Raw genomic sequence first — 25403 nt, forward strand, 5'->3', positions numbered from 1 at the left:
CGCCGGGGGTGGGGATAGCCCTACCTCCCATTGGGCGGTGGCCGTCATGTCGCCCGTCCCTCCCGCTCGGCAGGCTTGGACCGTAGGTTGGAACGGGTACGGAGGGACGACGTGGGCGAGCTGAGCAGCAGGGACCCCGGCGGCGGGGGCGCGACCGCGGGCGGCGCCGCCGCGCGGTGGGCGGCGGCGCGATGGGCCGCGGTGATGCAGGTCGGCGGGGACACGGCGGCGACCGTCGCGAACACCCCGTGGACTCCGCTCGCCATGGCGAAGTCGTCGCTGACATGGCGGTCGGCGATCTATCTGGCCGCGAGCATGGCGTTCGGGCTCGCCTGCTTCATCGCGCTGGCCGTGGGGCTGTCGCTGTCCCTCGGCCTGCTGATCATCTGGGTGGGCCTGCCGATGCTGGCGCTGATGATGATCGCGTGGCGGTGCGCCGCGATACTGGAACGGCAGTTCGTCCGCGCGGCGTTCGGCGTGCGCATCCCGAGCCCGTACCGGCGGCTGCCGAAGGGACGCAACCCGCTGGCCAAGCTGAAGGGGATGGCGTCCGACCCCGCGACCTGGAAGGACCTGCTCTACCTCGCCGTCCTGTTCCCCATCACGCTGGTGGAGTTCGTCGTGTCGGTGACGGTGTGGGCCGCGACGGGGATGCTGCTGGCGATGCCGGTCATCGTGGCGTTGGACGGCGGCGCCGAGGTGAGCGTCGGGTTCGTCTCGTACTGGGCCGGCAATCCGCTGGAGGCGCTGCCGTTGTCGGTGGGCGGGCTGGTGTTCCTCGTCCTGGCGATGTACGTGACGCGGACCATGGCGATCGGGCATTCCGCGTGGGCGCGGCTGATGCTCGGCCCGAGCCCCTCGCAGACCGAGAACCTGGAGCTGCGCAAGCGCACGGAGCATCTGCGGGCGAGCCGTGCCCGCGGGGTGGACGCGGCGGAGTTCGAGCGCCGCCGCATCGAGCGCGACCTGCACGACGGCGCCCAGCAGCGGCTGCTGGCGGTGGCGATGGACATCGGGCGCGCCCGCGCCAAGCTCGACGACGACCCGGAGGGCGCGCGGGCGCTGATCGAGCAGGCCCACTCGGGTACCCGGGAGGCGATCTCCGAGCTGCGCGACCTGGCCCGCGGGATCTACCCGGCGATCCTCACCGACCGCGGCCTGGACCCGGCGCTGTCGGGGCTGGCGGGCCGCGCCCCGGTGCCCGTCGAGGTGGACGTCGACCTGCCGGAACGCCCCCCGGCGGCGGTGGAGAGCATCGCCTACTTCATCGTGGCGGAGTCGCTGGCGAACATCGCCAAGTACGCCCGCGCGACCCGCGCGTCCGTCCGCGTCGTCCGCGAGGACCGCTGGGTGGTCGTCGAGGTGATCGACAACGGGATGGGCGGCGCGGTCGCGCGCCCCGACGGCGGTCTGGCGGGGCTGGCCGACCGGGCGGCCACGATCGACGGAATGCTCATCGTGGACAGCCCGGCCGGCGGTCCCACGATCATCCGCGCCGACCTTCCCTGCACCTGGTAGCCCGCGCCGGATGGCCTGCGGTGGCCCGCCACGGCCGCCGCAGGCCCGATAATGGGTGGATGCGGGTAGTGATCGCCGAGGATTCGGTGCTGTTGCGCGAAGGGCTCGTCCGGCTGCTCGGCGACGCCGGGATCGATACGGTGGCGACGGTCGGTGACGGTCCCGGGCTCCTGGGGATCGTCGAAGAGCACGACCCGGACCTCGCGATCGTGGACGTCCGGATGCCCCCGTCGTTCACCGACGAGGGGCTGCGCGCCGCCCTCGCCGTCCGGGAGCGCAGGCCGGGCACGCCGATCCTCGTCCTGTCGCAGTACGTGGAGGAGCGGTACGCGACCGACCTGATCGGCGGCGGTGCCGAGGGCGTCGGCTACCTGCTGAAGGAGCGCGTGTCGGACATCGCCGAGTTCATCGACGCGGTGCGCCGCATCGCCGGCGGCGGGACGGTCATCGACCCCGAGGTGATCGGCCAGCTGCTGGGGCGGCGGCGCATCGGGGACCCGCTGGAGGCGCTGACCCCGCGTGAGCGGGAGGTGCTGGGGCTGATGGCGCAGGGACGGTCGAACGGCGCCATCGCGGCGGACCTCGTCGTCACCGAGGGCGCCGTGGAGAAGCACATCTCCAACATCTTCATGAAGCTGGACCTGCAGCTCGCGCAGGGTGGGCACCGGCGGGTCATGGCCGTCCTCGCCTACCTGGGCCGCGGCGGCTGACCGCCGACCACGGGCCGCTGACCACGGGCCGCTGAGCGCCCGTGACCGGGGACGTTCCGCGCGCGCGTGCGTCCCCGGCGGGATCGGGAATGCCCGGTGACCTCGCCACGTTCAGGTATCTGGCACACTTGGAGCGAGTCGTTCTCATCCGGGGTGTTCCGGCGGCCCGGCACCGCCGACCCAGCCGAGGATGAGGACGGTTCGCGCAACCGCTGCGGTACCGGTTCACGTCTCCTGCATCATTCATGGCCCTGTCGGGCGTGATCGGCCATGTGACCCCGGGGCGCCCGGCGACCGCCAGAAGCGAGGAGAACAATGAAGCCTGACATTCACCCGAACTACGTCGTCACGACCGTGACGTGTACGTGCGGCAACACCTTCGAGACCCGCAGCACCGCCGAGAACGGCGTGATCCACGCGGACGTGTGCTCGAACTGCCACCCGTTCTACACGGGCAAGCAGAAGATCCTCGACACCGGTGGCCGGGTCGCGCGCTTCGAGCAGCGCTTCGGCAAGAAGAAGGCCGACAAGTAGCGCGAGCGCCGCACACAGCGACCAGGGACGGCCCGGGGACACCTCGAAAGGTCCCCGGGCCGTCCGAAGTCGGTTTCCGGAAGCCGCCGTGGCCCCGGGGGCCGGGACGGGCCAGGACACAGCGTGAATCTCGACGATCTGATCAGCGAATACGCGGGCATCGAGGAACGGCTCGCCGACCCGTCCGTCCATGGTGACCAGAACCTGGCCCGCAAGCTGGGCAAGCGCTACGCGGAACTGCGGCCGATCGTCGAGACCCACCGGGACCTGGCGTCGACGGAGGACGACCTCGCCACCGCGCGTGAACTGGCCGGGGAGGACGAGGCGTTCGCCGCCGAGGCCGTCGAGCTGGAGAAGCGCCGGGAGGGGCTGGAGGAGCGGCTGCGGCATCTTCTCGTCCCGCGCGACCCGAACGACGCCAAGGACGTCATCCTCGAGGTGAAGGCGGGCGAAGGCGGTGAGGAGTCCGCGCTGTTCGCCGGTGACCTCCTGCGCATGTACCTGCGGTACGCCGAACGCGTCGGCTGGAAGACCGAGATCATCGACTCCCACCTGTCCGACCTGGGCGGGTACAAGGGCGTGACGGTCGCGGTGAAGGCCAGGGGCGCCCAGGAGGAGGGCGTCTGGACGCGGCTCAAGTTCGAGGGCGGAGTGCACCGCGTGCAGCGCGTCCCCGCGACCGAGTCCCAGGGACGCATCCACACGAGCGCCGTCGGCGTGCTGGTGACGCCCGAGGCCGAGGACGTCGACGTCCAGATCGACCCGAACGACCTGCGCATCGACGTGTACCGCTCGTCCGGCCCCGGCGGGCAGAGCGTGAACACCACCGACTCCGCCGTCCGCATCACGCACCTGCCGTCCGGTGCCGTCGTCTCGTGCCAGAACGAGAAGAGCCAGCTGCAGAACAAGGAGCAGGCGCTGCGCATCCTGCGGTCGCGGCTGCTGGCGATGGCGCAGGAAGAGGCCGACGCGGCCGCCGCGGCCGAGCGCAAGAGCCAGGTCCGGACGGTGGACCGGTCCGAGCGGGTGCGCACCTACAACTATCCGGAGAACCGGATCTCCGACCACCGGGTCGGCTACAAGGCCTACAACCTCGACCAGGTGCTGGACGGCGATCTCCACAACGTCACGCAGGCGCTCGTCGACGCCGAGATGGAACGCCGACTGGCCGAAGCACAAGGATCATGAATCTGCTGCTCGACGAGATCGCCAGGGCGACGGCACGGCTCGCGGACGCGGGCGCGGCGTCCCCGCGCGCCGACGCCGAGGAGCTGGCGGCGGCGGTGCACCGGGTGCGGCGCACGGAGCTGCACGGCGTCCCCGACAGCGCGTTCGACGCCCGGTTCTGGGAGTTCGTCGCGCGCCGTGAGGCGGGGGAGCCGCTGCAGCACATCACCGGGCGTGCGTTCTTCCGCTACCTGGAGCTGAAGGTCGGGCCCGGCGTGTTCGTCCCGCGCCCGGAGACCGAGGTCATGGTCGGCTGGGCACTGGAGACGCTGCGTGACATGGACGTCCGCGACCCCCTCGTCGTCGACCTCGGCACGGGCTCGGCGGCGATCGCGCTGTCGATCGCGCTGGAGGCGCCTCGCGCGCGCGTGCACGCGGTGGAGAAGGACCCGACCGCGTTCGTGCACGCCACCCGCAACATCGAGGAGCTGGACGAGCGGGGCCGCGTCCGGCTGCACCTGGACGACTTCGCCTCCGCGCTCAAGGAGCTGGACGGCACCGTCGACCTCGTCGTCAGCAACCCCCCGTACATTCCGATGAGCGAGTGGGAGTACGTGCCGCGCGACGTCCGCGACCACGATCCCGCCGACGCGCTGTGGGGCGGCGGGGACGACGGCCTGGATGCGATCCGCGTGGTGGAGCGCACCGCCCGCCGGCTGCTGCGTCCCGGCGGCTACGTCGCCGTCGAGCACAGCGACCTGCAGGGCAACGGCGTCTACTGGATCCTCGCGGAGGAGTACGGCTGGCGGGACGTCCGCAACCGCCGCGACCTGACCAACCGGGACCGCTTCGTCACGGCGCGGCTGGCGGCGGAGTGACGCGCCGCGCGGCCGTTATCCTTGGCGGTGCCATACCCGATGAGCGCCGCGAAGACAGGAAGACGGGCGACCGTGAGCCGACGTTATGACTGCGCCGATCCGAAGCAGCGCACCCGCGGGATCGAGGAGGCCGTGGCGGCCGTACGGCGCGGCGAGCTGATCGTCATGCCGACCGACACGGTGTACGGCGTCGCAGCGGACGCGTTCACCGCGCCCGCGGTCACGGCGCTGCTGGACGCCAAGGGGCGCGGGCGGGAGATGCCGCCGCCGGTCCTGGTCGGGTCGGTGCGGGCGGCGACGGCGCTGGTGGAGGACCTCGGCACCTACGGGCAGGACCTCATCGACGAGTTCTGGCCCGGCGCGCTGACGCTGGTGTGCCGCGCGAACCGGAACCTCATGTGGGACCTCGGCGACACCAAGGGGACCGTCGCGGTGCGGATGCCGATGCACGAGCTGGCAGTGGAGCTGCTGAAGGAGACCGGTCCGCTGGCCGTCAGCAGCGCGAACCTCAGCGGGCAGACCCCGGCCCGCACCGCCGACGACGCGGAGAAGATGCTCGGCGACTCGGTCTCGGTGTATCTGGCCGGCGGAGCGACCGGGCACGCCGCCCCGTCGACGATCGTGGATCTGACCGGCGCCGTCCCGCGGCTGTTGCGGGCGGGCGCCGTTCCCGAGGACCGGATCCGCGCGGTGGTCGGCGTACTGCTGACCGACGAGGACGACCCGGACGGCACGGACGAGCCCGGCGAGGTCACGGCGGACGCCGAGCCCGCAGGGGCCGTGCCGGCGTTGGACATGGCCAAGCCTTCCCTGACGAAGGGGGAGGAGCCGGAAGCCCCGGACGCGGCGGCTGAGCCCGCCCCCGAGCCCGTCGCCGAGCCCGCCGGGCCCGCCGACGGGACGGTCTCCGCCGGGGCCGCCGAGGCCGGCGCGGACGTGAAGCCGTCGCTCACCAAAGAGTCGCTCACCGAAGGCGAGGAGCAGGCGTAGAACGGGGACCGCGCCCGGCCGGCCGGCGGCCCATGACTCACGTCACAGCGGGCTCCGGACCCGCCAGTGGCACGTAGCCTGGCGGGTGTATCGACGTCGTTACGCCGACACAGCGGCGGCAACGGTGAAACTATGCCTGACGTGCGTGGCCGTGTCCGTGGTCCCGCGATTGCCGCGGGGACGCTACTGCTGGCCCTCGCCATGCCCGCCCTCGTGCTCCTGCCGCCCGCCCGCGGCGCCGACGGAACCCACGAGACCGGTGGAACCGACGGGACCAGCGGGACCTCTGGGTCGGCCGAACCCGTTCCCGCGGTGTCCGGGGCGGTGCCGCCGCCGGAAACGGGCGCCGGGGAACTCACGGAGAGCATCGCGACCTACGACGTCGTCCTCGCCCTGGGCACCGACGGGGTCCTGCGCGTCCGGGAGACCATCACCTACGACTTCGGCGATACCGGCCGGCACGGCATCGTCCGGCAGGTGCCGTTCCGCCGCGGCGACCGGCTGTACGGGATCCGCGGCATCAGGAGCAGCTCGTCGACGGGCGCCCCGGCCCGGGTCCGGACGATGAAACTGCTGAACGACGTGCAGATCAGCGTCGGCGGCCTGCAGCGCGAGGTCCGCGGACGCCAGGCCTACGTGATCGAGTACGAGGTCGAGGGGGCGTTCACCCCCCGCCCGGACCACGACGTGCTGGTCTGGGACGCGATCGGGACGAGATGGGACGTCCCGATCAGGAACGCGGCCGTCCGGGTGGAGGCGCCGGTCCCGCTGCGGCACGTGACCTGCGCCGCCGGCACCTCCGGCGCGACGACCCGGTGCCTGCGCGACCGCGACGGCCCCTACGCCGTGGACTTCATCCAGCGCACCCTTGCCCCGCACGAGGGGATGAAGGTCCGGGTCCGGCTGCCCAAGCACGCGGTCGCCGTCCAGCCCCCGCGGTACGTCCCGCCGCGCTGGACCGGCGGCTGGCCGGGCACCGCGCTGCTCGCGCTGTCCCTCGGGACGGTGGCGCTGCTGTCCCGTGGTCCGGTCCCGCGCCGCCGGGCCGGCCCTGCCCTGGCCGCGGCCGGGGCGCTGCTGGCCGCCGCCGACGCGGGCGCCGAGGTCGCGGCGCACGGGCTGTGGGCGTTCTCGCTGGGCGACCGGTGCCTCGCCGGTCTCGCGCTGGTGATCGTCGGGGCCGGGGCGATGCTCGTCCACCGGTTCCGGGCGGTGTAAGCGCCGCGAAGAGTCGCCGGGAGGTTTACAGTTGACCGATCGCGATCGTGAACAGATCGTCCTGCTCAGCCGTCTATAAGGTGACGCGGCCCGGAATCCGGGGGCGGTCCCGGGGGCGGGATGTGAGGGATCGCGCGCACGGGGCAGTCCAACGACCAGCGGTGATCGGTGAAGGAGGCGCAGGGGAGTGCGGGAATACCTGCTCGCGATCCTGGTCGCCGCCCTGGTCGCCTACCTGCTGACGCCGCTGGTGCGCAGGTTCGCCGTCTGGTTCGGGGCGCAGGCCGTTCCCCGCGACCGTGACGTGCACGTCATCCCGACGCCCCGGCTGGGCGGTCTCGCGATGTTCGGCGGGATGGTCGCGGCGCTGGTGGTGGCGACCGGGCTGCCGGAGATGCGCAAGGTCCTCGCGGACGGCGACGTCAGCGTCGCCAAGGCGCTGCTGCTGTCGGGCGGGCTGATCGTGCTGATCGGCATCGCGGACGACCGCTGGGAAGTGGACGCGCTCACCAAGTTCGCCGGCCAGGTCGCGGCGGCCGGGATCTTCATCATGCAGGGCATCCAGATCTATGTGATCCCGCTGCCGACGGGCGAGTCGCTGTCGCTGCCGCCCGCCTACGGCGTGCCGCTGACCGTCCTCGTCGTCGTCGCCACGATCAACGCGGTCAACTTCATCGACGGGCTGGACGGGCTGGCCGCCGGCGTCGTCGGGATCGCCGCGCTCGCGCTGTTCTCCTACGCCTACCTGCTGTCGCGGACGAACGGGCTCACCACGCTGACCGCCGCGACACTGATCGCCGCGGTCCTGTTCGGGATGTGCGCGGGCTTCCTGCCGCACAACTTCAGCCCGGCGAAGATCTTCATGGGCGACACCGGCTCGATGCTGATCGGGCTGCTGCTCAGCGCGTCCACGATCATGCTGACCGGCCAGTTCGACCCGGCGATCCTCGCGAACGGGCTGTTCCCGTTCTTCGTCCCCGTGCTGCTGATCCCGGCGGTGGCGGCGGTGCCGTTCATCGACATGCTGCTCGCCGTGTGGAGGCGCACCAACCAGGGCAGGTCGCCGTTCTCGCCGGACAAGCAGCACCTGCATCACCGGCTGCTGGAACTCGGCCACTCCACCCGCCGCGCCGTGCTGATCATGTACTTCTGGGTCGGGTTGCTGGCCTCCGGGCTGGTCGGCCTCGCGCTGTTCGACGCCGCCTGGATCACCCTCGGGATCACGCTGCTGGTGGCGATCGCCGGTGTCCTGCTGATGCTCCGCAAACCGCGGTCGTCCACCCCGCGCGACCCGCTGGCGTCCCCGCCCCGGCCCGGTCGGTCGTCACGCCATGGCGCGGGTGTTCCGTGACCGGCCGTCTTCGCGCTGACGCCTGAAGCACGGGTTCGCCTCGGCTAAAGTCCCTGGTGGAAGCGTTGCGGAGGTGGGGGTCACAGGCCCGGACGGGCATTACCTCAAGGGTAATTGTGGACGATCCGGACGCTTGTGATACCTTTCACGAACAGAAAACGACCACCGAACGTGACCAGCCGGAGCCCTCATGCAATCCAATGACGCCAGGATGCTCCGCGGCGCCGCGATCCCGACCGCGGCCGCCGGGGTGGGCGCCGTCGTGATCGGCCTGATGGTCGCCGGCGGCAAGGGCGCCCTCGCGGCGGCGCTGGCCGCCGTCGTGGTGATCGCCTTCTTCTCGATCAGCGCGCTCGTGGTCTCGTGGGCCGGCAAGTACTCCGCGCAGACGATGATGCTCGCCGCGCTCGCGAGCTACATGGTCAAGATCCTCGCGGTGATGCTGCTGGTCACGAGCATGGACGGCGTCACGATCTGGAACACGAAGGTCTTCGGCTGGACGGTCATCGGGCTCGCACTGCTCTGGATCGCCGCCGAGTTCCGAGTCGCGCTGCAGCGGAGGCCCTACATTGACGAACCCGAGAACGCGCTGGACCGGAGTCCGTGATGTCCGCGCCACGGACGCCGGTGACCCCAATGGGCTACTCCAATATGACCACCGCGTGGGTGGCCTGCTATCGTCCGGAGCGCGATGAGCGAGCACAAACGTCGGCCGGAGGACGGCCAACGGGAATTCGCCGACGCCGCCTGGTCCGTACCCAGCTACCTCCTCTCCGGGATGATCATCTGGGGCGGGGTCGGGTGGCTGCTGTCCGAATGGACGGGGCAGACCTGGCTGACCCTGGTCGGCGTGGTCCTGGGCATCGGGCTCGCCATCTACCTGGTCTACGTGAAGTACGGTCGCCACTCCCTCTGAGCGGCCCCGCCGCCGAGGAAGCCTTCGTGAAACATCACCACATTGATGAAGGGAACGCCGCGTGAACGCGCTGACGGTCCTCGCCGCCTCCGGTGAGGGGGAGTTCCAGGCTCCGGGGACGGAGCTGTTCGACTTCCCGCCCCTGTTCGCCGGCGGCCCCGCCTGGCTCACCAAGCCCGCCGTCTTCGCGGTCTTCGGCGCGCTGGTCGTCTGCGTCGTGTTCTGGATGGCGTTCGCCAAGCCGAAGCTGGTGCCGAGGGGCATGCAGAACATCGGCGAGGTCGGCTACATGTTCGTGCGGGACGAGATCGCCCGCCCGTTCCTCGGCCGCAACACCGAGCGGTGGATGCCGCTGCTCATGTCGCTGTTCTTCCTGATCTGGATCTGGAACATCTTCTCGGTCATCCCGATCATCCAGTTCCCGATCGCCTCGCACATCGCGTTCCCCGCCGTCCTGGCGATCTTCGTCTACTGCATCAAGGTGTACCTGGGCATCAAGCACCAGGGCCCGGTGAAGTACTTCACGAACATGATCCCCAAGGGCCTGCCGCTGCCCGTCTACTTCCTGCTGGTGCCGATCGAGTACCTCTCGACCTTCATCATCGCCCCCTTCACCCACGCGGTGCGGCTCTTCGCCAACATGTTCGCCGGGCACATGATCCTGGCGTTCTTCAGCCTCGTCGGATTCTGGTTCCTGTTCGAGAAGCCCACGGCGCTCGGGTTCGGGGTCGGCATCATCGGCGTGCTGGTCACCATCCTGCTGACCGTGTTCGAGCTGCTGATCCAGTTCCTGCAGGCGTTCCTGTTCGCGATGCTCGCCGCCATGTACATCCAGAGCGGCCTGCACGCGGACCACTAAGCCCGGGCCCGCAGTGCCCCGGCACGGGGGCCCCAGCACGACAACCTCGATAAAGCCAGACCGGCGGAGACTCCGCCGGCCGACAGAAAAGGAAATGAACCCATGACGGGAGTCCTCGCCGAAGTCAATGGCAACGTCACCTCGATCGGTTACGGCCTCGCGGCCATCGGCCCGGGCATCGGCATCGGCATCATCTTCGGCCAGGGCGTGAACGCGATCGCCCGTCAGCCGGAGCTCACCGGCGTGATCCGCACCAACATGATGCTGGGCTTCGTTCTGACCGAGGCGCTGGCGCTGATCGGCCTGGTCGCGCCGTTCATCTTCCAGGGCATCTGAGCACGGTCCCAGCTGAGGAAGGGCTGCAGACATGATCGGAGCAGCTTCCGTCCTTGCGGCGGAGGAGAACAACCCTCTCGTCCCGCACGCCTACGAGCTCGTCGTCGGTATCTTCGCGTTCCTCGTCGTGATGATCGTCCTGGGCAAGATCCTCACTCCGCGCCTGCAGAAGACGCTGGAGGAGCGGACCGAGGCGATCGAGGGCGGGCTGGAGCGGGCCGAGCGGGCGCAGAAGGAGGCCCAGCAGGTCCTCGACCAGTACAAGGCGCAGCAGAAGGCGGCCGCGGTCGAGGCGTCCAACGAGCGCCGCAAGGCCGAGGAGCAGGGCGCGCAGATCATCGCCCAGGCCAAGGAACAGGCCCAGGTCGAGGCGCGCCGGATCGTCGACAACGCCAAGGCGCAGATCGAGGCCGAGCGGCTGCAGGCGCTGCAGTCGCTGCGGGCCGAGATCGGTGCCATGTCGGTCGAGCTGGCCGGACGGGTCGTGGGCGAGTCCCTTGAGGACAGCGCGCGGCAGAGCCGGGTCGTCGACCGGTTCCTCGAGGAGCTCGAGGACCGCGCTCGCACGCAGGAGCAGATCACATCATGACCATCACGGGAGCGGTGAGCAGGGCGTCGCTGGCCGAGGCCAAGGAGCGGCTGGAGGCGGTCATCCCGTCCTCCGACCTGGCCGAGCTCGGCGGCGACCTGTTCGCGGTGCTGCACCTGATCGACCGCGAGCACGGCCTGCGGCGGGCGGTCTCCGACCCGTCGCGGGACGGTGCCGACAAGGCGCAGCTCGTCCAGATCCTGCTGGAGGGCAAGGTGTCGCCGGCCGCTCTCGGGCTGGTCGCCGACGTCGTCCGGCTGCGCTGGTCCAAGCCTTCGGAGCTGTCGGACGCGGTGGAGGTCCTCGCGGTCACCGCCGAGGCCGCCCGCGCCGAGGCCGACCGGCGGATCGACGACCTGGAGGACGAGCTGTTCCGGTTTTCCCGGGTCATCGAGGGCGAGTCGGAACTGCGCGGTGCCCTCGCCGGGCCGGGCCTGCCGGCCGAGCGCAAGCTCGGCGTGGTGAAGGCCCTGCTGGACGGCAAGGTCACACCCGCGACGCTGACGCTGGTCACCGAGCTGGTGCTGCGTCCGCGAGGACGTAGCCTGGAAGGCGGGCTGGCCGAGTACGGCAAGCTCGTCGCCCAGCGCCGGCAGCGGCTGGTCGCGCTCGTGCGCACGCCCGCCGAGCTGTCGGAGGCGCAGCGGACCCGGCTCGCCGCGGTCCTCGCCGCCGCCTACGGCCACGAAGTACACCTGAACATCGAACTCGACCCCACGGCGATCGGCGGACTGTCGATCGAGATCGGGGACGAGGTCATCGACGGCACGATCGCCGGACGGCTGGACGACGTCCGCCGGCGGCTCGGCGCCGGCTGACGCCGGCGTGACCGGCCGCCGACCGGCGGAGCCGACCCCAAAGGGAGCAAGAGAGGAATCATGGCGGAGCTGACGATCCGTCCGGACGAGATCCGGACCGCGCTGGAGCGCTTCGTCCAGTCGTACGAGCCTGAGGCCGCCGCGCGCGAAGAGGTCGGCACCGTTGTCGATTCCGGCGACGGCATCGCCCACATCGAGGGCCTTCCCTCCGCGATGGCGAACGAACTCATCGAGTTCGAGGACGGTACCCGTGGCCTGGCTCTGAACCTGGACGTGCGTGAGATCGGCGCCGTTGTCCTGGGTGACTTCAGCAAGATCGAGGAGGGCCAGAAGGCCCGCCGGACCGGCGAGGTCCTCTCGGTCCCCGTCGGCGACGGCTTCCTCGGCCGCGTCGTGGACGCGCTGGGCAACCCGCTGGACGGCAAGGGACCGGTCGAGAGCACCGAGCGCCGCGCGCTCGAACTGCAGGCCCCGACGGTGGTGCAGCGGCAGTCGGTGAGCGAGCCGCTGCAGACCGGCATCAAGGCCATCGACGCGATGACCCCGATCGGCCGCGGCCAGCGGCAGCTGATCATCGGTGACCGGCAGACGGGCAAGACGACCGTCTGCGTGGACACCATCATCAACCAGAAGGAGAACTGGGAGTCCGGCGACGAGAGCAGGCAGGTCCGCTGCATCTACGTCGCGATCGGACAGAAGGGCTCCACGATCGCCAACGTCCGCCGCTCCCTGGAGGAGGCCGGCGCGCTGGAGTACACCACGATCGTGGCGGCTCCCGCGTCCGAGCCGGCGGGCTACAAGTACATCGCCCCCTACACCGGGTCCGCGATCGGGCAGCACTGGATGTACCAGGGCAAGCACGTCCTGATCATCTTCGACGACCTGTCCAAGCAGGCCGAGGCGTACCGCGCGGTCTCGCTGCTGCTGCGCCGCCCGCCGGGCCGCGAGGCCTACCCCGGTGACGTGTTCTACCTGCACTCGCGTCTGCTGGAGCGCTGCGCGAAGCTGTCGGACGACCTGGGCGCCGGTTCGATGACGGGTCTGCCGATCATCGAGACCAAGGGCAACGACGTGTCGGCGTACATCCCGACGAACGTCATCTCCATCACCGACGGTCAGTGCTTCCTGGAGTCGGACCTGTTCAACCAGGGCGTCCGGCCGGCGATCAACGTCGGCATCTCGGTGTCCCGGGTCGGCGGCGACGCGCAGATCAAGGCGATGAAGACCGTCGCCGGAACGCTGCGCCTGGCGCTGTCGCAGTTCCGTGACCTGGAGGCGTTCGCGGCGTTCGCGTCCGACCTGGACGCCGCCTCGCGCTCGCAGCTGGACCGCGGTGCGCGCCTGGTCGAACTGCTGAAGCAGCCGCAGGGCAGCCCGTTCCCGGTCGAGCAGGAGGTCGTGTCCGTGTGGGCGGGCACCTCCGGCGAGCTGGACGAGGTGCCCGTCGCCGACATCCGCCGCTTCGAGCGCGAGTTCCTCGACTACATGGAGCGGGAGGAGAGCGGCATGCTCACCTCCATCCGGGAGACCGGCAAGCTCTCCGAGGACGGCCTCACCAGCCTCAAGAACGCCATCACGCAGTTCAAGAAGGGCTTCCAGACCAGCGAGGGCGAGATCCTCGTGGACGAGCCCGTCGAGGCGATCGCGGACGAGGACGTCGAGCAGGAGACGATCACCCGCGTCAAGAAGGACTGACGGCAATGGCCGCACAGCTTCGTCAACTCCGGCAGCGGATCAAGTCGGTCAAGTCGACCGCCAAGATCACGCGCGCCCAGGAGATGATCGCCACCTCGCGGATCGTCAAGGCCCAGCAGGCGGTGACGGCGTCCAAGCCGTACGCCGACCAGATCACGCAGGCCCTGACGGCGCTGGTGAGCCATCACGTCGGGATCGACCACCCGCTGCTCCAGGAGCAGCCGGCCGACACCCGCAGCGCGGTCCTGATCGTCACGAGCGATCGCGGGTTCTGCGGCGCCTACAACGCCAACGTGATCCGCGAGGCCGAGTCCCTGATCAAGGCGCTGCGGGACGAGGGCCGCGAGCCCGTCCCGTACGTCGTCGGGAACAAGGGCATCACCTGGTACCGGTTCCGGGACCGGCCGGTCGCGCAGACCTGGCACGGGTTCAGCGACCGGCCGACCTTCGCGAACGCGGAGGAGATCGGCCGGCGGCTGACCGAGGACTTCCTCAAGACCGACGCCGAGGGCGGCGTCGGTGAGATCCACGTGGTCTACACCGAGTTCGTCTCGATGCTGACCCAGACGGTCCGGGTCACCCGGCTGATGCCGCTGGAGATCGAGGAGGCCGAGTCCTCCAAGGTCCCGCCGGCGTACGAGTTCGAGCCGTCCCCGGCGGCCGCGCTCGACCTGATGCTGCCGAACTACATCGAGAGCCGCATCTTCCACATGCTGCTGCAGTCGGCGGCGTCGTTCCAGGCGTCGGTCCGGCGGGCGATGAAGTCGGCGACCGACAATGCCAACGAACTGCTCGGGGTCTACACGCGCCAGATGAACCAGGCGCGGCAGGCCGCGATCACCCAGGAAATCAGCGAGATCGTCGGTGGCGCTGACGCGCTCGCCGAGTCTGGCGGGGAGTGATAATGACTGCTCAGGTAGAGACGGCGACCGCCACCGGGCGCGTCGCACGTGTCATCGGCCCGGTCGTCGACGTGGAGTTCCCCGCCGACGCCATTCCGGAGATCTACAACGCCCTCAACGCGGAGATCGCGCTGGGCGGCGAGGAGAAGACCCTGACGTTCGAGGTCGCCCAGCACCTCGGCGACAACATGGTCAGGGCGATCTCCATGCAGCCGACGGACGGCCTGGTCCGCGGTGCGCCGGTGCGCGACACCGGCAAGTCCATCGCGGTCCCGGTGGGCGACATCACCAAGGGCCACGTGTGGAACGCCCTCGGCGAGGCGCTGGACGTCCCGACCGCGTCCCTGGAGATCAACGAGCGCTGGGGCATTCACCGGCGCGCTCCGGCCTTCGACCAGCTCGAGTCGAAGACCGAGATGCTGGAGACCGGCATCAAGGTCATCGACCTGCTGTGCCCGTACGTCCAGGGCGGCAAGATCGGCCTGTTCGGCGGCGCGGGTGTGGGCAAGACGGTGCTCATCCAGGAGATGATCCGCCGCGTCGCCCGCAACTTCGGTGGCACCTCGGTGTTCGCCGGCGTCGGTGAGCGCACCCGCGAGGGCAACGACCTCTGGGTGGAGATGGCCGAGGCGGACGTCCTCAAGGACACCGCGATGGTGTTCGGCCAGATGGACGAGCCGCCGGGCACCCGGCTGCGGGTGGCGCTGTCCGCGCTGACGATGGCGGAGTACTTCCGCGACGTGCAGAACCAGGACGTGCTGCTCTTCATCGACAACATCTTCCGGTTCACGCAGGCCGGCTCGGAGGTCTCCACGCTGCTCGGGCGCATGCCGTCCGCGGTGGGGTACCAGCCGACGCTGGCCGACGAGATGGGTGTGCTGCAGGAGCGGATCACCTCGACGCGCGGTAACTCGATCACCTCGATGCAGGCGATCTACGTGCCCGCCGACGACATCACCGACCCGGCGCCGCACACCACGTTCGCGCACCTGGACGCCACCACGACCCTGTCGCGCGGCATCTCCGAGAAGGGCATCTTCCCGGCGGTCGACCCGCTCGACTCCACGTCGCGGATCATGGACCCGCTGATCCTGGGGAACGAGCACTACTCCGTCGCGCAGGAGGTGAAGCGGATCCTGCAGAAGTACAAGGAACTGCAGGACATCATCGCCATCCTCGGTATCGACGAGCTGTCCGAGGAGGACAAGGTCACCGTCCAGCGGGCGCGGCGCATCGAGCGTTTCCTGTCGCACCCGATGTACGTGGCCGAGCAGTTCACCGGCCAGCCCGGCGAGACGGTGCCGAAGGACGAGACGATCGCCTCGTTCAAGGCGATCGCGGAGGGCAAGTACGACCACCTGCCCGAGCAGGCGTTCTTCATGTGCGGTGGCATCGAGGACGTCGAGAAGAAGGCCAAGGAGCTGGAGAAGTAGTCCGCTCCGGCGGGGCCGTCCCTGGCGGGGCGGCCCCGCTCCAGCAGTCGAGGGACGCTCCAGTAGTCGGAGGAACAGACGTGGCAACCCTGAAGGTCGGGCTGGTCTCGCCGGAGCGCGAGATCTGGTCCGGCGAGGCGAAGATGGTGGTCGCCCAGACCATCGAGGGCTCACTCGGCATCCTGCCGGGCCACGCCCCCGTGCTCGGCGTCCTCCTCGACGGCAGCGTGGTGAAGATCGAGCCCGCCGACGGCGGCGAGCCGGTCACCGCGATGGTCGGCAGCGGCTTCTTCTCCATCGCCGCCGACGAGGTGTCGGTGCTGGCCGAGCAGGCCGAGCTGGGCGGCGAGATCGACGTCCAGGAGGCCAGGCGGGCGCTGGAGGACGCGCTCGCGGCCGAGAGCGAGGACGCGACGCCGGAGCGGCGGGCCCGGGCGCGGCTGCGCGCCGCGGGCATCGAAGCCTAGGCGCCGCGCGCGGCGGTTCGGACGGACGGCGGGGGATGTGGGCGAGCACCTGGCACTGGAAGCGGGCGGGGTGCTCGCCGTGCTCATTCTGGTGGCGGCGCTGCTGTACGTCTCCATGAGGGTGCGCCGCCGGCTGTTCGCGCGGGGAGGCGGCACCCTGGAGTGCAGCCTGCGTGAACTTCCCCGGGAGGGCGGAGCCCCGGGAGTGTGGAGGCTCGGCATCGGCCGCTACAGGGGCGACGCCCTGCACTGGCACCGCGTGTTCGAATTCCGCAGCAGGCCCCGGCAGGTGATTCACCGCCGGGGCCTCGTCGTGTCCAACCGCCGCGACCCGGACCCGGAGGAGGCCGAAGGGCTGCTGCCGGACGCGACCGTCATCGAGGTCAGGGACGGCGGCGTGACCCTGGAGCTGGCGATGGGCGCGGCGGCACTGACCGGTTTCCTGGCCTGGCTGGAGGCGGCCCCGCCGGGTCTCCCGGTGAACCTGCGCTCCCCGGAGTGACCGGGCCCGCGATCCGGGGCCGCCCTGCAATTGGGGGCCGCTTCGCAATCGGGGGGTAAGGCGCCGGTATCGAATCGGCGTGGGCGCCGTGCCGTCCTTTGAGGCGGACGGGACGCGGGACCAGGATCGCTCCTGGTCCGCTTCGTCTCCGTCCGCAGGAGTGCACGTGCGCCAGTCCAAGTGGAAGCAGAAACTGCTCACCGGCACCGCCGTGGCGCTGCCCGCCGCCTTTCTGCCGGCGGCCCTCATCCCGTCGGCGCTGCCGGCCGCGGATGCCGCGCCGGCGCGTCCCGACCTGGCGAAGCTGGTCACGTTGAAGGACGTCGAGGCCCACCTGAAGGCGTTCCAGGAGATCGCCGACTACAACGGCGGTCACCGCGCCGCGGGAGGCGCCGGCTACGACGTTTCGGTGAAGTACGTCGTCGGGCGGCTGCGGAAGGCCGGTTTCCGGCCGAAGATCCAGAAGTTCACCTACCCGTACTGGCGGGAGAAGTCCGGCGCGGTCCTCGCCCGGACGGCGCCGTCCAAGAAGTCCTACAAGCGGGGCGACGACTTCGTCGCCCTCGCCTACTCGGGTTCCGGTGACGTGACCGCGCCCGTGATCGCCGTCGATGTCCCGGCCAGGGGCAAGGACGGGACGAGCGGCTGCGAGAAGCGCGACTTCAAGGGCTTCAAGAAGGGGTCGATCGCGCTCGTCCAGCGCGGGACCTGCACGTTCGAGAGCAAGGCCGCCAAGGCCAGGGCCGCGGGCGCGTCCGCCGTCGTGATCTACAACAAGCCGGGGGAGAAGGGGCCGGTGAACGGCACGGTCGGCAAGCCGGCGAAGATCCCGGTCGTCGGCCCCACCCACAAGCTGGGTGCGGCGCTGGTGAAGGACGCGAAGAAGGGCAGGCTGAAGCTGCGCGTGAAGGCCGACACCGTCCACGGGAAGCGGTCGTCGTCCAACGTCATCGCCGACACCGAGCGGGGACGGGCCGACAACGTGGTGCTGCTCGGCGCGCACCTGGACAGCGTCCCGGACGGTCCCGGGATCAACGACAACGGCACCGGCGCCGCCGCGCTCATCGCGATCGCCGCCAAGATCAAGGAACTCGGGAAGGGCGGCCTGCGCAACCGGGTGCGTTTCGCCTGGTGGGGTGCCGAGGAGGAGGGCCTGCGAGGCTCCGCCCACTATGTGGAGTCGTTGTCGGACGAGAAGCGCGACGCCATCGCCCTGAACCTCAACTTCGACATGCTCGGTTCACGCAACGGCACCCGGGGCGTGTACGACGGCGACCACTCCACCGGTGCCGGCACCCGGGCGCCCGCCGGGTCGGGCGCGATCGAGAAGATGTTCCGGGACTACTTCAAGGGCCGCAAGCTGCCGACGACGGAGAGCGAGTTCAACGGCCGGTCCGACTACGGCCCGTTCGTCGAGCACGGTATCCCCGCCGGCGGTATGGACACCGGCGCAGACGGGGTCAAGACCGCCGCGGAGGCCAAGGCGTTCGGCGGCAAGGCCGGCAAGGTGTACGACCCGTGTTATCACGCGAAGTGCGACCGCCTGAAGAACGTGAACCTCAAGCTTCTCGACACCAACGTCGACGGCATCGCGCACGTCACCCAGCACCTGGCCCGCACCACCGTCGCCGTCAACGGCGGGGCCCGGCTGATCCTGTTCCGTGAACCGTCCTACCGGCCGCTCTGGCAGGGCCCCTACCAGCTCCGCTGATCCGCGGGGGTGACGGTGATGCTGCCGTCCCTGGCGCCCAGCTTGATGCGGTGCGACGACCCGGAGTCCTGGTTCACGGCCGGGTCGATCCGCTCGCCGCCGTTGAACGTGGACGCGGTGATCGCGTAGCTCTGGGCGCCCGGGAGCGCGACCTGGATGGAGCCGTTCTCGCTGTTGGCCTTCACGTCCGTGGGAGCCGAGACGAAGCCGAGCCGGACGCCGCCGTCGCGTGTCTTGGCGGTGACGCGGTCGGCCGTCAGGCCCACGGCTTCGATGGAGCCGTTGTGGGTGTCCAGGTCGGCGGTCTTCACGCTGCCGCTCAGGCGGATGCGCCCGTCGCGGGAGCGGGCCGTCAGCCGGTCGGTGGTGAGGCCGGCGGCGGTGATCGAGCCGTTGTCGCTGCGCAGGTCGGCGGTGGCGGCCCGTCCGGAGACGCGGATCGACCCGTCGTTGGAGCTGAGGGACGCCGAGGTCGCGTTCATGTCGCTGACCTCCATCGATCCGTTGTCGCTGTGCAGCTTCACCGTTCCGGCGAGACCGGACGCGACGATCGACCCGTCGCGGCTGTTGATCTCCACGGGGATGTCGCGCGGGACCTGGACGGTGTAGGAGACCCCGCATCTGGTGGTGCCCATCGTGGCCTTGGCGCACTTGGCCGACAGCGTGAGCGTGTCGCCCGCGGTGGCGTGTTTGACCTTCGGCTTGTTGTTCTCGTTGGACCAGCGCAGCCGTTCGCTGACCTTGATGGCGTCGGTGTCGGAGGCCGTGACCTGCACCCGGCTCCCGTCCCCCTTGATCTTCAGTGCGGTGATGCCGGCGGGCGCGGTGTAGGAGCGGGTCTCCCCGTGCGTGCCGAAGCTCAGGTTCCCGCAGCCGGCAGCCGCCGTCGCCGCGACCGCCAGCATGGCCGTAGCCGTCAGGATCCTCACGTGGTCTCTCCCCTTGTCGCAGTGCGCCCGTACGAACCAAGCCTGCTTTGGACGGGGCGCCGTCACCAGGAGGTGAGCCGGTCTCCGGAGGGTGGGGTTAGCCCCACCCCGCACCTGTCAGCGGTCCCCGCCGGGCTTCCACAGAACGTCGCCGTGCTCGGCGTTGGCGACGCGGCACAGGATGAACAGCAGGTCGGACAGCCGGTTGAGGTACTTGGCCGTCAGCGGGTTCACGCCGCCCTCCGCCGCGTCCGGGTCGCCTTCGGCGGCGGCGCCGTGGGCCTCGACGGCCGCCCAGGCCGTGCGTTCGGCGCGCCGGGAGACCGTCCGGGCCACGTGCAGCAGCGCCGCCCCCGGAGAGCCGCCGGGAAGGATGAAGCTGCGCAGCGTCGGCAGGTTCTCGTTGTGCTCGTCGCAGGCCTCCTCGAGCCGCTCGACGTAGGACGGATCGACGCGCAGCGGCGGGTACTGCGGGTCGGGGACGACCGGTGCGCACAGGTCGGCGCCCACGTCGAAAAGGTCGTTCTGGACGCGGGTCAGCAGCGTGACGACGTCCTCGGGCAGTGAGCCGAGCGCGATCGCGGTGCCGATCGCGGCGTTGGCCTCCTCGACGTCCGCGTAGGCGGCGAGCCGCGGATCCGTCTTGCGGGTACGGGACGCGTCGCCGAGCGCGGTGGTGCCGTCGTCGCCCGTCCGGGTGTAGATCCGCGAGAGCACGACCGGGTTGTCCCTGTTCTTCGCCATGGCCAGAAGCCTAGCGCCGTCGCACGTAGAAGCCCGTTCGGTAGGGTTTCGGAAAGACTCCCGGAGGCCGCCGTGTACGACTACATCATCGTGGGAGCGGGCAGCGCGGGCTGTGTCCTCGCCGCCCGGCTGACCGAGGACCCCTCGGTGAACGTCCTGCTGCTGGAGGCGGGCCCGCCCGACGACGCTCCCGAGATCCACATCCCCGCCGCAGTGGCGTCGATGATCAAGGGACCGTACGACTGGGACTACGCCACCGTCCCGCAGGAGCACGCCGCCGGACGCAGCGTGTACTGGCCGCGGGGGCGGACGCTGGGCGGCAGCTCGTCCACCAACGCGATGATCTACATCCGCGGCGCCCGGCACGACTACGACACCTGGCGCGACTCGCACGGCTGCGACGGCTGGGGCTATGAGGACCTGCTGCCCTACTTCCTGCGCGCCGAGGACCAGCAGCGCGGCGAGATCCCCTACCACGGCGTCGGCGGTCCCCTGCGCGTGGAGGACCTGCGCTACAAGCACCCGCTGACCCGCGCCTGGGTGCAGTCGGCCAAGGCGTACGGGCTGGCCGCGAACCCCGACTTCAACGGCGCCGACCAGGACGGCGTGGGCTTCTACCAGGTCACCCACAAGCGGGGCCGGCGCTGGTCGACCGCCGCCGGGTACCTGCACCCGATCGAGCACCGCCCGAACCTCACCGTCGTCACCGACGCCCTCGCGACCCGCGTCGTGATCGAGGACGGCCGCGCCACCGGCGTCCGCTATGACGCACGGGGCGAGACGATGCTGGCCCGCGCCGGGGCCGAGGTCATCCTGTCGGGCGGCGCGGTGAACAGCCCGCAGATCCTCATGCTCTCCGGGGTCGGGCCCGCCGGCCACCTGCGCTCCCTCGGCATCGACGTCCTGGTCGACTCCCCGGTCGGGCAGGGGCTCCAGGACCACCCGTTCGTGAACGTCATGTTCGCCACCCCCCGCAGCAAGGCCCTGTGGGAACTGGCGAACGCCCGTTCCCTCGCCCTCTACCAGGCCCTCGGACGCGGCCCGTACGCGTCCAACGTCGCCGAGGCGGGCGGGTTCGTCCGGACGGCCGAGGGGCTGCCCGCACCCGACCTGCAGTACCACGTGCTGCCGACGCCGTTCGTCAACCAGGGGCTCACCGATACGGCCGAGCGGCTCCTGTCGGTCATGGTCACCGCGATCTCCATCGCCGGGCGCGGCTCGCTGACCCTCCGCTCCGCCGACCCCCGCTCCAAGCCGCTGATCGACCCCGCCTACCTCGCGGAGAAGGCCGACCTGGACATCCTGGTCGCCGGTGTCCGGCAGGCCCGCGAGATCGCCGCGTCCGGACCGCTGGCGTCCCTGGTCGGAGGCGAGTGGGCCCCGGGCGAGCAGGTGGAGTCCGACGAGGCCATCACGGACTTCGTCCGCCGCGAGGTCGCGACGCTGTTCCACCCCACGAGCACCTGCGCGATGGGCGCGGGCGATGCGGTCTGCGACCCCGACCTGCGCGTCCGCGGCGTCGAGGGCCTCCGCGTGGTGGACGCGTCCGTCATGCCGGCGGTCCCGCGCGGCAACACCAACGCCCCCACCATCGCGATCGCCGAACGCGCCGCCGACCTCATCCGCGGCCGCACCCCCCTCAAACCCGCCAACGCCCCGACCTAAGCCGCGCCCCGGAGGAGGCGAGGCCGCGCCCGGGATAGGCCGCGCCCGGGGTGGCCATGGTCCCGTCCGCTCGGACGTCGGGCAGTATTTTCCCTTTGTCTGGTTGTGGGGGGATTGAGTGCGGGTTGATGCTGGTGGTAACTCCCTGCCGGGAGGGACCCGGCGGGGCATCGATACCCGGGTACGCGGAACGGGGTGTGCCGCGGCCCGACGGGGGAGGCCTGATGGAGGCCACGGTTCTGGAATCCATGCGGACTACGCTGCGCGGCCCGGTCGTCGGCCCACAGGACTCGGAGTACGTCCGGGCGCGCGCGATCTACAACGCGATGATCGACACATCTCCCGCCGCGATCGTCCCGTGCGCCGACGCCGCGGACGTGGCGGCGGCCATCGGCCTGATCCGCGACGCCGGTGCGGAGGCGGCCGTCCGCGGCGGTGGCCACAGCGGTCCCGGCCTGTGCCTGGTGGAGGGCGGCGTGACCATCGACCTGTCGCCCATGCGCTGGGTGCGGGTCGATCCGGACGCGCGCACGGCCGAGGTCGGCGGCGGAAGCCTCCTGAGCGACCTGGACCACGCCGCCCACGGGTTCGGGCTGGCCACTCCCGCGGGGATCGTCTCGACGACCGGGGTCGGCGGCCTCACGCTCGGCGGCGGCCACGGACATCTCACCCGCAAGTACGGCCTCACCGTGGACAACCTGCTCGCCGCCGACGTCATCCTCGCGGACGGCACCTGGGTCACCGCGTCCGAGTCGCGGAACTCCGACCTGTTCTGGGCGCTTCGAGGCGGAGGCGGGAACTTCGGCGTCGTCACCGAGTTCACCTTCCGGCTCCACCCGGTGCGGACGGTCGGGGTCGGCATCACCGCATGGCCGATCGATGCCACACGTGACGTGCTCCAGTGGTACCGCGACTTCCTGCCACAGGCGCCCGAGGACCTGAGCGGCTTCTTCGCCGTCCTCGTCATCCCTCCCGGACCGCCGTTCCCCGAGGAGATCCACGGCAGGAAGATGTGCGCCGTCGTCTGGTGCTACACCGGCGACCCGGACGAGCTGGACGGCGCCCTCGCGGAGGTGACCGCCCCCGGCCGGCCTGCGTTCCACTTCACCAGCCCGATGCCGTACCCGATGCTCCAGACCATGTTCGACGACCTCATCCCGGCCGGTCTGCAGTGGTACTGGCGGGGCGACTTCTTCGACCGCCTCACCGACGAGGCCATCGACGTCCACCACAAGTACGGTTCGGAGATCCCCACCGACCTGTCCACCATGCACCTGTACCCGATCGACGGCGCGGCCCACCGGGTGGGAAGGGACGACACCGCCTGGAGCTACCGGGACGCGACCTGGTCCGGCGTCTACGCCGGCATCGACCCCGATCCCGCGAACGCGGCGACCATCCGGCAATGGTGCGTGGACTACTGGGAGGACCTGCACCCGTACTCGATGGGCGGTTCCTACGTGAACTTCCTCGGCGCGGACGAAAGCGAGGACAGGGTCCGGGCCACCTACCGTGACCACTACGAGAGGCTCGCGCAGGTCAAGGCGAAGTACGACCCCGACAACTTCTTCCGGGCGAACCAGAACATCCACCCGGCCGCACACGCTTAACGGCCCGTCCGGTCTGCCTGGTCTGCCTGGTCTTGCTTGGTTGGCCTGGTCTTGCTTGGTTGGCCTGGTCGGCCCGCTCTGACTGGTCGGGCCAGTCTGACTGGTCTGCCCGGCCTGGGGAGGCCGTGGAAAGAGCAACGCCCCCGTCCGTCCGACGGGGGCGCTGTGTGCGTACAGGCCGCGGGCGTCACCGCTTGATCGCCTTCGCGATGCGAACGCGACGCGCCTTCTTCGCCTCGTTCCGCAGCACCCGTACGCGGTCGTTGATGATCACCTTGCTGAACTCCGGCCGGTTCATGTCCTTCTCCTTGTTCCCGCCGGGCCTCTCTTGGCCCGACATGTACAAGGTTCGTCCTAAGACCCCACCCCCCACATTGGGACGACGCCTTATCTACGCCGCCTAGGACGCCTTAGATTCGTGCCGACCCTCCGGAGGAACCTCAGATGGACGCGCAGTCACGCACCCAGGAACTGGCCGACCACCTTGTCGCGTCCGGGCAGGAGGTCGGCCTCCAGATCGCCGCCTACCTGAACGGCGAACTCGTGGTGAACGTGTGCTCTGGCAAGGCGGACACCACCACCGGCCGTCCGGTCGATGAACGAACCCTCTTCACCTGTGGTCCGGGCCCTGGGCCGGTGTCGACCGTCGTCCATACCCTCGCCGAACGTGGACTGCTCGACTACGCCGCCCCGGTTGCCGCCTACTGGCCGGAGTTCGGCGACCACGGTAAGCACGATATGACGATCGCCCACGTTCTCACTCATTCCGCCGGGGTACCGCAGGCACCGCCCGGCATCACACTCGACGACCTCGCCGACTGGGACGGGATGTGCGCGCGGATCGCGGACCTGCGGCCGCTCTGGCGGGCGGGCACCGCGACCGGTTTCCACGCGCTGACCTTCGGTTTCATCCTCGGCGAGGTCGTCCGCCGGGTCACCGGGCGGCCCGTCTCGGCGGTGCTGCGTGACGAGGTCGCAGCCCCGCTCGGCGTTTCCGGCGACCTGTGGTTCGGCATCCCCACCGGTCACCTGCCCCGGGTAGCGCGGTTCGAGGACGCAGACCGATCGGAACCGATGGCGAACTTCCCTGACGGCTCGCTGTACCACCAGGTGGTCCCGCCATGGCTGCAAGAACACGCCGCACTGGCGAACCGGCCAGAACTGCAGACGGCCCCGTCCGGGAGTGGGGCGACGGCCCATGCTCTCGCCCGCATGTACGCCGCCCTCATCGGTGAGGTGGACGGTGTCCGACTCATCGGCCCGGCCAGGACAGGCCGCCTCTCGAGGGCGATCACGACGAAAGAGGACCGGGTGACCTGGGGCCCGGTCCCGAAGGGACTCGGCTACATGGTCGGCATCATGGGCATGGGCAGTGCGAGCGCCTTCGGCTGGACGTCCGGCAGCGGCGGCTTGGCCTTCGCCGACCCCGATCGCGGATTCTCTTTCGCGTACATGCCCAACCTCCTGACCCTCGCACCGCTGGGCCTCGCCGACGAGGTCGCCGACGCGGTCCGGTTGGCACTGGGCCTGGAAACGGGGACGATCCAGGCCGTCCGGAGGAGGCAAGCGGAACGCGCGGTCCGCCGCCTCCGCACCCGTGTGGCCAAGCGAAGAGCAGCCGACGCCAAGCGCCGCCGGTAGGCGGCCAACACCAGGCGCCGCTGGTAAGCGGCTGGCAGCGGACGCCACTGGTGAGGGGTTGGCGGTAGGCGCTGCTGGTAGGCGGCCGGTCGGGGCGCCGCTGGTGAGGGGTTGGTAGTGGGCGTCGTCGGTGAGCAGATGCTGCTGTGAGCGGCCGATGCCAAGCGTTGCCGGTAAGCCGCTGTCTCGTGCGTGGTGATGGGGAAAGGGGTGGACAGGC

At 70.5% G+C, this 25403-nt stretch carries 26 protein-coding genes; 23 read left to right on the forward strand and 3 right to left on the reverse strand.

The genetic code is table 11. The annotated features are described in order from the left end of the window. The first annotated feature begins 111 nt into the window (after positions 1-111). The 20 genes from ACGFK0_RS24035 to ACGFK0_RS24130 all read left to right on the forward strand — a co-directional run bounded on the left by ACGFK0_RS24035 (position 112) and on the right by ACGFK0_RS24130 (position 18594). Entirely contained in the window at positions 112-1518 is a 1407-nt protein-coding gene (locus tag ACGFK0_RS24035) for a sensor histidine kinase (RefSeq protein ID WP_392908316.1), read from the forward strand. 59 nt (positions 1519-1577) lie between these two features. Continuing rightward, positions 1578-2228 (forward strand): response regulator, encoded by a 651-nt coding sequence (locus ACGFK0_RS24040; protein WP_392908319.1) that lies wholly within the window; start codon positions 1578-1580, stop codon positions 2226-2228. 315 nt (positions 2229-2543) lie between these two features. After that, positions 2544-2762, forward strand: coding sequence for a 50S ribosomal protein L31 (rpmE, locus tag ACGFK0_RS24045; protein ID WP_121434040.1), 219 nt, complete (start codon positions 2544-2546; stop codon positions 2760-2762). Positions 2763-2885: 123 nt separating this feature from the next. Beyond that, entirely contained in the window at positions 2886-3950 is a 1065-nt protein-coding gene (gene prfA, locus ACGFK0_RS24050) for a peptide chain release factor 1 (protein WP_392908322.1), read from the forward strand. Next, a complete protein-coding gene (gene prmC / locus ACGFK0_RS24055) occupies positions 3947-4807 on the forward strand; it encodes a peptide chain release factor N(5)-glutamine methyltransferase (RefSeq protein WP_392908325.1) in 861 nt (286 codons plus the stop codon). Before prfA ends, prmC begins: the two co-directional genes overlap by 4 nt. A 72-nt stretch (positions 4808-4879) precedes the next feature. After that, positions 4880-5797 (forward strand): L-threonylcarbamoyladenylate synthase, encoded by a 918-nt coding sequence (locus ACGFK0_RS24060; protein WP_392908328.1) that lies wholly within the window; start codon positions 4880-4882, stop codon positions 5795-5797. A 132-nt stretch (positions 5798-5929) separates the two neighbouring features. After that, positions 5930-7015: a DUF2207 domain-containing protein gene (locus ACGFK0_RS24065; RefSeq protein WP_392908331.1), complete on the forward strand. Its 1086-nt coding sequence runs from the start codon at positions 5930-5932 to the stop codon at positions 7013-7015. Between the two features lie 187 nt (positions 7016-7202). Further along, positions 7203-8366 carry a glycosyltransferase family 4 protein gene (locus ACGFK0_RS24070; protein ID WP_392908335.1) on the forward strand — a complete coding sequence of 388 codons (1164 nt, stop codon included), beginning with the start codon at positions 7203-7205 and terminating at the stop codon, positions 8364-8366. 190 nt (positions 8367-8556) lie between these two features. Beyond that, positions 8557-8973 (forward strand): hypothetical protein, encoded by a 417-nt coding sequence (locus tag ACGFK0_RS24075; RefSeq protein WP_392908338.1) that lies wholly within the window; start codon positions 8557-8559, stop codon positions 8971-8973. 84 nt (positions 8974-9057) lie between these two features. Then, a complete protein-coding gene (locus tag ACGFK0_RS24080) occupies positions 9058-9282 on the forward strand; it encodes an AtpZ/AtpI family protein (RefSeq protein ID WP_392908341.1) in 225 nt (74 codons plus the stop codon). Between the two features lie 61 nt (positions 9283-9343). Beyond that, positions 9344-10141, forward strand: coding sequence for a F0F1 ATP synthase subunit A (gene atpB, locus ACGFK0_RS24085; protein ID WP_392908344.1), 798 nt, complete (start codon positions 9344-9346; stop codon positions 10139-10141). 102 nt (positions 10142-10243) lie between these two features. Beyond that, entirely contained in the window at positions 10244-10477 is a 234-nt protein-coding gene (gene atpE, locus ACGFK0_RS24090) for an ATP synthase F0 subunit C (protein ID WP_358465636.1), read from the forward strand. A gap of 31 nt (positions 10478-10508) precedes the next feature. Beyond that, positions 10509-11066 (forward strand): F0F1 ATP synthase subunit B, encoded by a 558-nt coding sequence (locus ACGFK0_RS24095; protein ID WP_392908347.1) that lies wholly within the window; start codon positions 10509-10511, stop codon positions 11064-11066. Next, complete coding sequence (locus tag ACGFK0_RS24100; RefSeq protein ID WP_392908349.1) at positions 11063-11884, forward strand: F0F1 ATP synthase subunit delta; 822 nt, start codon at positions 11063-11065, stop codon at positions 11882-11884. Before ACGFK0_RS24095 ends, ACGFK0_RS24100 begins: the two co-directional genes overlap by 4 nt. Positions 11885-11944: 60 nt before the next feature. Beyond that, on the forward strand, positions 11945-13579 hold the full coding sequence (gene atpA, locus ACGFK0_RS24105) for a F0F1 ATP synthase subunit alpha (RefSeq protein WP_392908352.1): 1635 nt from the start codon (positions 11945-11947) through the stop codon (positions 13577-13579). A 5-nt stretch (positions 13580-13584) separates the two neighbouring features. Then, positions 13585-14481: a F0F1 ATP synthase subunit gamma gene (locus tag ACGFK0_RS24110; protein ID WP_392908354.1), complete on the forward strand. Its 897-nt coding sequence runs from the start codon at positions 13585-13587 to the stop codon at positions 14479-14481. A gap of 2 nt (positions 14482-14483) precedes the next feature. Beyond that, positions 14484-15914 (forward strand): F0F1 ATP synthase subunit beta, encoded by a 1431-nt coding sequence (gene atpD / locus ACGFK0_RS24115; RefSeq protein ID WP_392908356.1) that lies wholly within the window; start codon positions 14484-14486, stop codon positions 15912-15914. 80 nt (positions 15915-15994) lie between these two features. After that, positions 15995-16381, forward strand: a complete 387-nt coding sequence (locus ACGFK0_RS24120; RefSeq protein ID WP_392908358.1) for a F0F1 ATP synthase subunit epsilon — start codon at positions 15995-15997, stop codon at positions 16379-16381. A 37-nt stretch (positions 16382-16418) separates the two neighbouring features. Continuing rightward, positions 16419-16883, forward strand: coding sequence for a DUF2550 domain-containing protein (locus tag ACGFK0_RS24125; protein ID WP_392908360.1), 465 nt, complete (start codon positions 16419-16421; stop codon positions 16881-16883). A 166-nt stretch (positions 16884-17049) separates the two neighbouring features. Further along, complete coding sequence (locus ACGFK0_RS24130; RefSeq protein ID WP_392908362.1) at positions 17050-18594, forward strand: M20/M25/M40 family metallo-hydrolase; 1545 nt, start codon at positions 17050-17052, stop codon at positions 18592-18594. Here the strand turns inward: ACGFK0_RS24130 and ACGFK0_RS24135 are convergent. Then, a complete protein-coding gene (locus tag ACGFK0_RS24135) occupies positions 18579-19523 on the reverse strand; it encodes a DUF4097 domain-containing protein (RefSeq protein ID WP_392908365.1) in 945 nt (314 codons plus the stop codon). The two genes, ACGFK0_RS24130 and ACGFK0_RS24135, sit on opposite strands and share 16 nt — an antisense overlap. Positions 19524-19640: 117 nt before the next feature. Beyond that, positions 19641-20267, reverse strand: a complete 627-nt coding sequence (locus ACGFK0_RS24140) for a cob(I)yrinic acid a,c-diamide adenosyltransferase (protein WP_392908367.1) — start codon at positions 20265-20267, stop codon at positions 19641-19643. Positions 20268-20339: 72 nt separating this feature from the next. Here ACGFK0_RS24140 and ACGFK0_RS24145 point away from each other — a divergent pair, with 72 nt between their 5' ends. Together ACGFK0_RS24145 and ACGFK0_RS24150 are read left to right on the forward strand one after the other, a co-directional pair. Beyond that, positions 20340-21932: a GMC family oxidoreductase gene (locus tag ACGFK0_RS24145; RefSeq protein ID WP_392908369.1), complete on the forward strand. Its 1593-nt coding sequence runs from the start codon at positions 20340-20342 to the stop codon at positions 21930-21932. A 224-nt stretch (positions 21933-22156) separates the two neighbouring features. Further along, the gene (locus ACGFK0_RS24150) at positions 22157-23542 is read left to right on the forward strand and encodes an FAD-binding oxidoreductase (RefSeq protein WP_392908371.1); all 1386 of its coding nucleotides are present in this window, start codon (positions 22157-22159) and stop codon (positions 23540-23542) included. A gap of 187 nt (positions 23543-23729) precedes the next feature. Here the strand turns inward: ACGFK0_RS24150 and ACGFK0_RS24155 are convergent, their stop codons facing one another. After that, positions 23730-23882, reverse strand: coding sequence for a hypothetical protein (locus tag ACGFK0_RS24155; protein ID WP_392908373.1), 153 nt, complete (start codon positions 23880-23882; stop codon positions 23730-23732). A 104-nt stretch (positions 23883-23986) separates the two neighbouring features. Here ACGFK0_RS24155 and ACGFK0_RS24160 point away from each other — a divergent pair, with 104 nt between their 5' ends. Continuing rightward, on the forward strand, positions 23987-25183 hold the full coding sequence (locus ACGFK0_RS24160) for a serine hydrolase domain-containing protein (RefSeq protein WP_392908376.1): 1197 nt from the start codon (positions 23987-23989) through the stop codon (positions 25181-25183). Positions 25184-25403 lie beyond the last annotated feature (220 nt).

Origin of the sequence: Spirillospora sp. NPDC048823, from assembly GCF_043198445.1 — a bacterium.
Taxonomy (GTDB): Bacteria; Actinomycetota; Actinomycetes; order Streptosporangiales; family Streptosporangiaceae; genus Spirillospora.

Excerpts from the sequence above, each read along its gene's own strand:
- ACGFK0_RS24110 (WP_392908354.1), top strand. The coding sequence starts at position 13,585 with ATGGCCGCACAGCTTCGTCAACTCCGGCAGCGGATCAAGTCGGTCAAG.
- ACGFK0_RS24095 (WP_392908347.1), top strand. The coding sequence starts at position 10,509 with ATGATCGGAGCAGCTTCCGTCCTTGCGGCGGAGGAGAACAACCCTCTC.
- ACGFK0_RS24040 (WP_392908319.1), top strand. The coding sequence starts at position 1,578 with ATGCGGGTAGTGATCGCCGAGGATTCGGTGCTGTTGCGCGAAGGGCTC.
- rpmE (WP_121434040.1), top strand. The coding sequence starts at position 2,544 with ATGAAGCCTGACATTCACCCGAACTACGTCGTCACGACCGTGACGTGT.
- ACGFK0_RS24075 (WP_392908338.1), top strand. The coding sequence starts at position 8,557 with ATGCAATCCAATGACGCCAGGATGCTCCGCGGCGCCGCGATCCCGACC.
- prmC (WP_392908325.1), top strand. The coding sequence starts at position 3,947 with ATGAATCTGCTGCTCGACGAGATCGCCAGGGCGACGGCACGGCTCGCG.
- ACGFK0_RS24155 (WP_392908373.1), bottom strand. The coding sequence starts at position 23,882 with ATGTCGGGCCAAGAGAGGCCCGGCGGGAACAAGGAGAAGGACATGAAC.
- ACGFK0_RS24140 (WP_392908367.1), bottom strand. The coding sequence starts at position 20,267 with ATGGCGAAGAACAGGGACAACCCGGTCGTGCTCTCGCGGATCTACACC.
- atpA (WP_392908352.1), top strand. The coding sequence starts at position 11,945 with ATGGCGGAGCTGACGATCCGTCCGGACGAGATCCGGACCGCGCTGGAG.
- ACGFK0_RS24150 (WP_392908371.1), top strand. The coding sequence starts at position 22,157 with ATGGAGGCCACGGTTCTGGAATCCATGCGGACTACGCTGCGCGGCCCG.
- ACGFK0_RS24100 (WP_392908349.1), top strand. The coding sequence starts at position 11,063 with ATGACCATCACGGGAGCGGTGAGCAGGGCGTCGCTGGCCGAGGCCAAG.
- ACGFK0_RS24080 (WP_392908341.1), top strand. The coding sequence starts at position 9,058 with ATGAGCGAGCACAAACGTCGGCCGGAGGACGGCCAACGGGAATTCGCC.
- atpE (WP_358465636.1), top strand. The coding sequence starts at position 10,244 with ATGACGGGAGTCCTCGCCGAAGTCAATGGCAACGTCACCTCGATCGGT.
- atpD (WP_392908356.1), top strand. The coding sequence starts at position 14,484 with ATGACTGCTCAGGTAGAGACGGCGACCGCCACCGGGCGCGTCGCACGT.
- ACGFK0_RS24160 (WP_392908376.1), top strand. The coding sequence starts at position 23,987 with ATGGACGCGCAGTCACGCACCCAGGAACTGGCCGACCACCTTGTCGCG.
- ACGFK0_RS24065 (WP_392908331.1), top strand. The coding sequence starts at position 5,930 with ATGCCTGACGTGCGTGGCCGTGTCCGTGGTCCCGCGATTGCCGCGGGG.